The 9265-nt window shown below is 62.8% G+C and carries 7 protein-coding genes; 3 read left to right on the top strand and 4 right to left on the bottom strand.

Going from position 1 to position 9265, the window contains the following annotated elements:
- Nucleotides 1-194: hypothetical protein (locus L9Z73_RS19155; RefSeq protein ID WP_247404089.1), on the top strand; the 194-nt coding region annotated here is incomplete at its 5' end.
- Nucleotides 195-220: 26 nt separating this feature from the next.
- The gene (gene nagE / locus L9Z73_RS19150) at nucleotides 221-1927 is read left to right on the top strand and encodes an N-acetylglucosamine-specific PTS transporter subunit IIBC (protein ID WP_247404086.1); all 1707 of its coding nucleotides are present in this window, start codon (nucleotides 221-223) and stop codon (nucleotides 1925-1927) included.
- Between the two features lie 181 nt (nucleotides 1928-2108).
- On the opposite strand, the gene L9Z73_RS19145 is transcribed toward nagE, so the two are convergent.
- Nucleotides 2109-2420: an NGG1p interacting factor NIF3 gene (locus L9Z73_RS19145; RefSeq protein ID WP_247404083.1), complete on the bottom strand. Its 312-nt coding sequence runs from the start codon at nucleotides 2418-2420 to the stop codon at nucleotides 2109-2111.
- Between the two features lie 4 nt (nucleotides 2421-2424).
- Entirely contained in the window at nucleotides 2425-6321 is a 3897-nt protein-coding gene (purL, locus tag L9Z73_RS19140; protein WP_247404079.1) for a phosphoribosylformylglycinamidine synthase, read from the bottom strand.
- 286 nt (nucleotides 6322-6607) lie between these two features.
- Between purL and mltF the strand changes: the two genes are divergently transcribed.
- Nucleotides 6608-8068, top strand: coding sequence for a membrane-bound lytic murein transglycosylase MltF (gene mltF, locus L9Z73_RS19135; protein ID WP_247404077.1), 1461 nt, complete (start codon nucleotides 6608-6610; stop codon nucleotides 8066-8068).
- Nucleotides 8069-8188: 120 nt separating this feature from the next.
- Here the strand turns inward: mltF and L9Z73_RS19130 are convergent, their stop codons facing one another.
- On the bottom strand, nucleotides 8189-8476 hold the full coding sequence (locus L9Z73_RS19130; protein ID WP_247404075.1) for a PTS transporter subunit EIIB: 288 nt from the start codon (nucleotides 8474-8476) through the stop codon (nucleotides 8189-8191).
- A 2-nt stretch (nucleotides 8477-8478) separates the two neighbouring features.
- Nucleotides 8479-9265 (bottom strand): putative PEP-binding protein (locus tag L9Z73_RS19125; RefSeq protein ID WP_345894172.1); only part of this gene is annotated, 787 nt, incomplete at its 5' end.

The raw sequence follows: 9265 nt of genomic DNA, 5'->3' as shown, positions 1-9265 counted from the left end.
CATTGGCGACGCCAGTGTTGGTCGGCCTGGGGGTCAGCGAGCTGTCGGTCAGCCCGCCGCAGATCGGCGAAATCAAGGACCGCGTCCGCCACCTGGACGCGGCGCAATGCCGGCAACTGAGCCTGGGCCTGCTCGACCTGAGCAGCGCCAAGGCGGTACGCCAAGCCTGTCAACACCACTGGCCGTTGAGCTGACAACAACAAGAAAAGGGAGACACGCCATGTACCAACACTTTATCGAAGGCCTGCAACGCCTGGGCCGTGCGCTGATGCTGCCGATTGCGATCCTGCCGATCGCCGGCCTCCTGCTGCGCCTGGGCGACACCGACCTGCTCAACATCGCGGTGATGCACGACGCCGGGCAGGCGATCTTCGCCAACCTCGCGCTGATCTTCGCCATCGGCATCGCCGTGGGTTTTGCCCGCGACAATAACGGCACGGCGGGCCTGGCCGGGGCGATTGGTTACCTGGTGATGGTCTCCACCCTCAAGGTGATGGATACGAGCATCAACATGGGCATGCTCGCCGGGATCGCCAGCGGTTTGATGGCGGGCGGGCTGTACAACCGCTTCAAGGACATCAAGCTGCCGGAATACCTGGCGTTCTTTGGCGGGCGGCGATTTGTACCGATTGTCACCGGGTTCAGCGCGGTCGGCCTGGGCGTGATCTTTGGCCTGATCTGGCCACCGATCCAACACGGCATCAACAGCTTCGGCGTGTTGCTGATGGAAAGCGGCAGCCTGGGTGCCTTCGTGTTTGGTGTGTTCAACCGCCTGCTGATCGTCACCGGCCTGCACCATATCCTCAACAACATGGCGTGGTTCGTGTTCGGCAGTTTTACCGACCCGCTGACCGGCGCGGTGGTCACCGGCGACCTGACCCGCTACTTCGCCGGCGACCCGAAAGGCGGCCAGTTCATGACCGGCATGTTCCCGGTGATGCTGTTCGGCCTGCCCGCCGCGTGCCTGGCGATGTACCGCAATGCCCTGCCGGAACGACGCAAAGTGATGGGCGGGATTTTCCTGTCGATGGCGCTGACCTCATTCCTGACCGGCGTGACCGAGCCGATCGAATTCGCCTTCATGTTCCTCGCGCCGTTCCTGTACCTGCTGCATGCGTTGCTGACCGGGCTGTCGATGGCGGTCACTAACCTGCTGGATATCCACCTGGGCTTTACCTTCTCCGGTGGGTTTATCGACATGGTGCTGGGTTGGGGCAAGTCCACCAATGGCTGGCTGGTCCTCCCGGTCGGTTTGGCTTACGCGGTGATCTACTACAGCGTGTTCAACTACTGCATCCGCCGCTTCCAACTGAAGACACCGGGCCGCGAAGATATCCCGGTGGCGCAGGCCGAAGTGATGAGCGATAACCAGCGCGCCACGGCTTACATCCAGGCGTTGGGGGGTGCGGACAACCTGCTCAGCGTCGGGGCCTGCACCACGCGGTTGCGGTTGGACATGGTCGACCGCAACAAAGCAGTGGATGCACAGTTGAAAGCCCTCGGCGCGATGGCCGTGGTTCGGCCGGGTAACGGTGGGAGCTTGCAGGTGGTGGTCGGGCCGATGGCGGACAGCATTGCCGATGAGATCCGGTTGGCGATGCCGTCGTTTGTAGCCAATGCGCCCGTGACGGTTGCGCCTGTGGATAAGTTGGTTGCGGTGGATGTGCGGGAAGCCGAGAAATGGCTGGATGCATTGGGTGGCCGGGAAAATGTGCGCCAGTTGGAAGCCGTGGCGATGACCCGGTTGCGGGTGGAATTGGGGGATGACTCGGTGGTGTCCGAGGCTCAACTGACAGCGCTTGGTTGCCAAGGCGTTAGCCAACTCGATAGCGGTGTTTGGCACCTGCTGATTGGTGACAAGGCCTCGGGTTTGAGCGAGGCGTTGGAGCAGATGGTCAGTGGCCGTGAGCTCAGCGCCGGGGTTTAAGCGATGTAGTGGCTGCTCTGGCCTTATCGCGGGCAAGCCCCCTCCCACATTTGACCGCGTTGCCAGGTTGGGCACCGGTCAAATGTGGGAGGGGGCTTGCCCGCGATTGCGGCCTCACAGGCAACAAAAAACCCGCTGACCCAACAGGCCCAGCGGGTTTCTTGTTCATGCAATCAACGAATCAAAAATCCGCCAACTGCCATACCTCATACGCCGGTGTCTCATAGGGATGGCTCAGCTTCAACGCGGCCACAACAGCCACGATCAACGCATCCGCCACCACCAGCTCAACCTTCCACTCTTCAACCACTTCAACCTGGCCGACTTGCCCGAGAAACGGCTGGCTGCCGTCCAACGCGCGGAATTGGCCCTGTCCCAGCACTTGCCAGGCGCAGCTGTCGTAGTCGCCGATGCGCCCGCCGCCGGCTGCGAAGACGGCGGTTTTCACCGTCTCCACGTGGCTCGCGGGCACAAAGAAAGCGAGCTTGTACACCGCCTTAGTTCACCCACACGCGAGCGTTGCGGAACATGCGCATCCACGCGCCGTCTTCGTTCCACTCTTCCGGGCGCCACGAGTTCTGCACGGCACGGAATACACGTTCCGGGTGCGGCATCATGATAGTGACGCGACCGTCGCGGCTGGTGAGGCCGGTGATCCCGCGCGGCGAGCCGTTCGGGTTGGCCGGGTAGCTTTCGGTGACCTTGCCGTGGTTGTCGACAAAGCGCATGGCCACGCAGCCGGACACGTCGGCTTCGAGCAAGGCGTCTTCGCTGGCGAACTCGGCATGGCCTTCACCGTGGGCGATGGCGATTGGCATACGCGAACCGGCCATGCCTTGCAGGAAGATCGAGTTGGACTCCTGCACCTGCACCATGGCGACACGGGCTTCGAACTGTTCGGAACGGTTACGCACGAAGTGCGGCCAGAACTCGCTGCCCGGGATCAGTTCGTGGAGGTTGGACATCATCTGGCAACCGTTGCACACACCCAGGGTGAAGCTGTCGTTGCGCTCGAAGAAGCCCTGGAACGCGTCGCGGGCACGGCTGTTGAACAGGGCCGACTTGGCCCAGCCTTCACCGGCACCCAGCACGTCGCCGTAAGAGAAACCGCCGCAGGCCACCAGGCCTTTGAACTCGTTGAGGTCGACGCGACCGGCGAGGATGTCGCTCATGTGGACGTCGATCGCATTGAAGCCGGCACGGTCGAATGCGGCCGCCATTTCCACCTGGCCGTTGACGCCCTGCTCACGCAGTACGGCAACCTGTGGGCGAATGCCTTTCTTGATGTACGGCGCGGCGATGTCCTGGTTGACGTCGAAGCTGAGCTTGGTGCTCAGGCCCGGGTTGTCTTCTTCCAGGATCACGTCGAATTCCTGCTCGGCGCAGTCGGCGTTGTCGCGCAGGCGCTGGATCTGGTAGCTGGTCTCGGCCCACTGGCGTTGCAGCAGACGGCGCTGGCCTTCGAACACGGTGTCGCCGTTGAAGACGATGTCGATCTGACCATTGTTGATCGGCTGGCCGATCACGGCCACGCAATCGCCCAGGCCGGCGGCGCTGAACTGTGCCAATACGTCCGGCGTCGCGTCCTGGCGCACCTGGATCACCGCACCCAGTTCTTCGTTGAACAGGATGCCGTTGATTTCAGAGGCGTCCTCGGCAACGCTGTCGAGCACCAGGTTCAGGCCGCAGTGACCGGCGAAGGCCATTTCGACCACGCTGGTCAACAGGCCACCGTCGGAACGGTCGTGGTAAGCCAGCAGGTGGCCGTCGGCGTTGAGGCCCTGGATCACCGCGAAGAAGGCTTTCAGGTCTTCGGCATCATCGACGTCCGGCGCGTGTTTGCCGAGCTTGCCATGGGTTTGCGCGAGGATCGAGGCGCCCATGCGGTTCTGGCCACGGCCCAGGTCGATCAGGATCAGATCAGTGGTGCCCTTGTCCATGCGCAGTTGCGGGGTCAGGGTCTGGCGGATGTCGGTGACCGGTGCGAAACCGGTGACGATCAACGACAGCGGCGAGGTGACGCTCTTGTCCACGCCGTCATCGTTCCAACGGGTGGCCATGGACATGGAGTCCTTGCCCACCGGAATGGTGATCCCCAGTTCCGGGCACAGCTCCATGCCGACAGCCTTGACGGTGTCGTACAAGCGCGCGTCTTCGCCGGGGTGACCGGCAGCGGACATCCAGTTGGCCGACAATTTGATGTCGGACAGCTTGCCGATACGGGACGCGGCGATGTTGGTGAGGGTTTCACCAATGGCCATGCGGCCCGACGCCGGAGCGTCCAGCAGGGCCAGCGGCGTGCGCTCGCCCATGGCCATGGCTTCACCGGTGTAGACGTCGAAGCTGGTGGCGGTGACGGCAACGTCGGCCACCGGCACTTGCCACGGGCCGACCATTTGGTCACGGGCAACCAGGCCGGTGATGGTGCGGTCGCCGATGGTGATCAGGAAACTTTTGCTCGCGACCGCCGGGTGGTGCAGCACGCGCTCGATGCTGTCGGCCAATTCCAGTGTGCTTGGGTCGAAGTCATCGCCCAGCTCCGCTTCACGTACCGCCGAACGGTGCATGCGCGGGGCTTTGCCCAGCAGCACTTCGAGCGGCATGTCCACCGGGCTGTTGCCGAAGTGGCTGTCGGTGACGGTCAGATGCGGCTCGGCTGTGGCTTCGCCGACCACGGCAAACGGGCAACGCTCACGTTCGCAGATGGCCTGGAAGCGCGCGAAGTCTTCAGGGCCGACAGCCAGGACGTAGCGTTCCTGGGATTCGTTACTCCAGATTTCGTGCGGGGCCATGCCCGGCTCGTCGTTTGGAATGTTGCGCAGTTCGAAACGGCCGCCACGCTCGCCATCGTTGACCAGTTCCGGGAAGGCGTTGGACAAACCGCCGGCGCCGACGTCGTGGATAAAGCTGATCGGGTTCTTGTCACCCAACTGCCAGCAACGGTCGATGACTTCCTGGCAGCGGCGCTCCATCTCTGGGTTTTCGCGCTGTACGGAAGCGAAGTCCAGGTCCGCCGAGCTGGTGCCGGTGGCCATGGAGGAAGCCGCGCCGCCGCCCAGGCCGATCAGCATTGCCGGGCCGCCGAGCACGATCAGCTTGGAGCCGACCAGGATCTCGCCTTTCTTGACGTGTTCTTCACGGATGTTGCCCATGCCGCCGGCCAACATGATCGGCTTGTGGTAACCGCGCACTTCGTCGCCATGCGGGGTGGTGATCGATTGTTCGAAGGTACGGAAATAGCCGGTCAGCGCCGGACGCCCGAATTCGTTGTTGAACGCGGCGCCGCCCAGCGGGCCTTCAATCATGATGTCCAGCGCGGTGACGATGCGCTCCGGCTTGCCGTATGGCACTTCCCACGGCTGTACGAAGCCCGGGATCTGCAGGTTGGATACGGTGAAACCGGTCAACCCGGCCTTGGGCTTGGCGCCACGGCCGGTAGCACCTTCGTCGCGGATCTCACCGCCGGAACCGGTGGCTGCGCCCGGGAACGGGGCAATCGCGGTCGGGTGGTTGTGGGTCTCGACTTTCATCAGGATGTGTACCGGTTCCTGCACCGCGCCGTACTGGCGGGTTTCAGGGTCCGGGAAGAAACGACCGGCGACGCTGCCGACGATGACCGAGGCGTTGTCCTTATAAGCCGACAGAACGCCTTCGCTGTGCATCACGTAGGTGTTCTTGATCATGCCGAACAGGCTTTTTTCCTGGCTTTCGCCGTCGATGTCCCAACTGGCGTTGAAGATCTTGTGACGGCAGTGCTCGGAGTTGGCCTGGGCGAACATCATCAATTCGATGTCGTGCGGGTTGCGCTTCAAGCCGTTGAAGGCGTTGACCAGATAATCGATCTCGTCTTCGGCCAGGGCCAGGCCCAGTTCGGTGTTGGCCTTCGCGAGGGCGGCGCGGCCACCGCCGAGCACGTCAATCGCGGTCAGCGGCTTGGCCTCGGCGTGGCTGAACAGAGCGCCGGCCTGTTCCAACTGGCAGACGATGATCTGGGTCATGCGGTCGTGCAGGCTGCTGGCGATCAGCTCGGCCTCGGCATCGCTGAACTGGCCCGCGACATAGAAGGCAATACCGCGTTCCAGGCGCTGGATTTTTTCCAGGCCGCAGTTGCGGGCGATATCGCTGGCCTTGCTCGACCAGGGCGAGATGGTGCCGAACCGTGGCAGAACCAGGAACAAGCGGCCAGTCGGCTCTTGAACGGGAACGCTTGGGCCGTACTTCAGAAGGCGTGCCAGCACTTGCTGTTCGTCGGCGGTCAAGACGCCAGTCACGTCGGCGAAGTGAGCAAATTCAGCATACAGGCCTGTAACAGCTGGAACCTTCTGGCTCAGTTGCTCAAGGAGTTTGCTGTGGCGAAAGGCAGAAAGGGCAGGAGCGCCGCGCAGGATCAACATCTTCGGGACAGCCTCGGGAAGGGGTGTGCTTTGAGGCCGTGCATTCTAGCGTAAACCGTCGTCAACGGCACCCGAAACGCTACCGCTGGCCGCTGCCGAACGTCAGTTGGCAGGGTTTGCACGGTATCGGGGCGTTATCCACGGCATTGGGCGCAGTTATTTTAACCGTCACAATCGCTCGCCAGGCCACGTTTCTGCGGGCTGCAGCACAGTTTCAAGGCGGCTAGCAGACAAGTCCCCCGCTGTCGAGATATGGCGCCGTGGGCCGTTTGCGTATACTGCGCAGATGTTCTCCCCAACTGCTTTACGCCCGCGATGCGCCAAATGGCTCATCGCAACCGGACTCTTCCTGATGCTCAGCGCCTGTGTTGATAAACCCAGCACGCTCGAGCGAATCAAGGAGGATGGCGTATTGCGGGTGATTACCCGGAACAGCCCGGCCACGTATTTCCAGGACCGCAACGGTGAAACCGGTTTCGAATACGAACTGGTCAAGCGCTTTGCCGACGACCTGGGGGTAAAACTGGAAATCGAGACCGCCGACAACCTCGACGACCTGTTCGGCCAGCTCGGCAAACCCAACGGCCCGGTGCTCGCCGCCGCCGGTTTGGTCAGCAGCGAGCGACGCAAGCAGCAGGTACGCTTCTCCCACCCGTACCTGGAGGTCACCCCGCAGATCATCTACCGCAACGGCCAGTCGCGCCCCACCAACGCGGCGGACCTGGCGGGCAAGAAGATCATCGTGCTCAAGGGCAGCACCCACGCCGAACAACTGGCGGAGCTTAAAAAGCAGAATCCTGCGATCGAATACGAAGAATCCGACGCCGTTGAGGTGGTCGACCTGCTGCGTATGGTCGACGAGGGTCAGATCGACCTGACCCTGGTGGACTCCAACGAAGTGGCGATGAACCAGGTGTACTTCCCCAACGTGCGCGTGGCGTTCGACCTCGGCAATGCCAGCAACCAGAGTTGGGCCGTGGCCGCCGGCGAAGACAACAGCCTGCTCAACGAGGTCAACAGCTACCTGGACAAGGTCGGCAAGAACGGCACCTTGCAACGCCTGAAAGATCGCTACTACGGGCACGTCGACGTGCTCGGCTACATGGGCGCCTATACCTTCGCCCAGCACTTGCAGCAGCGCCTCCCCAAGTACGAGAGACACTTCAAGGCCTACGCCAAGGAAGAAAAGGTCGACTGGCGCCTGTTAGCCGCCATTGGCTATCAGGAATCACTTTGGCAACCCGCGGTCACCTCCAAGACCGGCGTGCGCGGCCTGATGATGCTGACCCAGAACACCGCCCAGGCGATGGGCGTATCCAACCGCCTGGACGCCAAGCAAAGCATCATGGGCGGCGCCAAGTACCTGGCCAAGATCAAGGATGAGTTGGACGACGATATCGCCGAGCCAGATCGCACCTGGTTTGCCCTGGCTGCTTATAACGTGGGCACCGGGCATTTGGACGACGCACGCAAGCTGGCGCAGAAGGACGGCCTGAACCCGAACAAGTGGCTGGACGTGAAAAAGATGCTGCCACGCCTGTCGCAGAAGCAGTGGTACAGCAAGACCCGCTACGGCTATGCACGGGGCGGCGAGCCGGTGCATTTTGTGGCGAACATCCGGCGCTACTACGACATCCTTACCTGGGTGACCCAGCCACAGCTGGAAGGCAACCAAGTGGTCGAAGGCAACCTGCATGTGCCTGGGGTGAACAACACCAAGCCGCCGGAAGAGAACCCGCAGCTGTAACACCACCGCCCAATGTGGGAGGGGGCTTGCCCCCGATAGCAGTGTGTCAGTCAGCTTGTCTATAACTGACCCACCGCCATCGGGAGCAAGCCCCCTCCCACATTTGAATCGCTACTGGCCTTAGAGGCCGGTGAGCAGATGTACCGTCCCACCCGCCAACATCATCACTCCCGGCACTCCCGCCGTTTTTAACGCCGCCGCATCCACCCGTGCCGCATCCAGCAGTTGCACGCGCACTCGCGTCAGCGCCACGCGTTGTTGCGACTTGAGGTTATCGGCGCCACCGAGGGCCTTCAGCACGTCGGCGGACAACAGGTTCTCCCCCGCTGGCACAGGCGCCGCGACGGTCTCGGCGATCAAGTCCGGGGTCAGGGCTTTCCAGAACGCCCGCTGCAATTTCTCGAACATGCTCAGTGCTCCACGACAGGTGAGGTTTCAACGGTGGCCGCGTGGTACAGGCGCAAGGCCTCGCGTACTTGCGCAGCTTCTTCCAGGCCCAGCACCTGACGGGCGATGATCTGGCAGTCCGCCAGGTCCAGCTCGCGCACGGTGGCCTTGATGGACGGGATCAGCGGCACGCTGACCGACAGTTCGTCCACCCCCAACCCGATCAACACCGGCACCGCCAACTTTTCAGACGCCAGCGCCCCGCACACGCCGACCCACTTGCCGTGGGCATGGGCGGCCTTGACGGTGGTGGCGATCAGGCGCAGCACCGCCGGGTGAAAGCTGTCGGCCTGGCTGGCCAGCCGTGGGTGGTCGCGGTCCATCGCCAGGGTGTATTGGGTCAGGTCGTTGGTGCCGATGGAGAAGAAGTCCACATGGGGCGCGAATACATCCGCCATCAAGGCCGCAGACGGCACCTCGATCATGATGCCCAACTTCGGCAGCTCGGTAAGCCCAAGGGCCGATGCTTCCTCTTCAAGAATCGTGCGTGCCAGGTGCAGCTCCGAGAGCAGGCTGACCATCGGCAGCATGATATGCAGCCGCGTCAGCCCGGCACTGGCGAGGATTGCGCGGAACTGTTCGCGCAGCAATTCGGGGCGCTCCAGGCACAGGCGAATACCGCGCAGGCCCAGGAACGGGTTGATCTCGGCGTCCATCGGCACATAGGCCAAGGGTTTATCACCGCCGACGTCCAACGTGCGCACCACCAGGTTGCGCTCCGGGCCCAGCGCGCGGGCGATGGCGCTGTAG

This window comes from Pseudomonas emilianonis (assembly GCF_023072625.1).
Classification (GTDB): domain Bacteria; phylum Pseudomonadota; class Gammaproteobacteria; order Pseudomonadales; family Pseudomonadaceae; genus Aquipseudomonas; species Aquipseudomonas paraveronii.
This window is presented reverse-complemented; position numbering and strand designations above follow the sequence as displayed.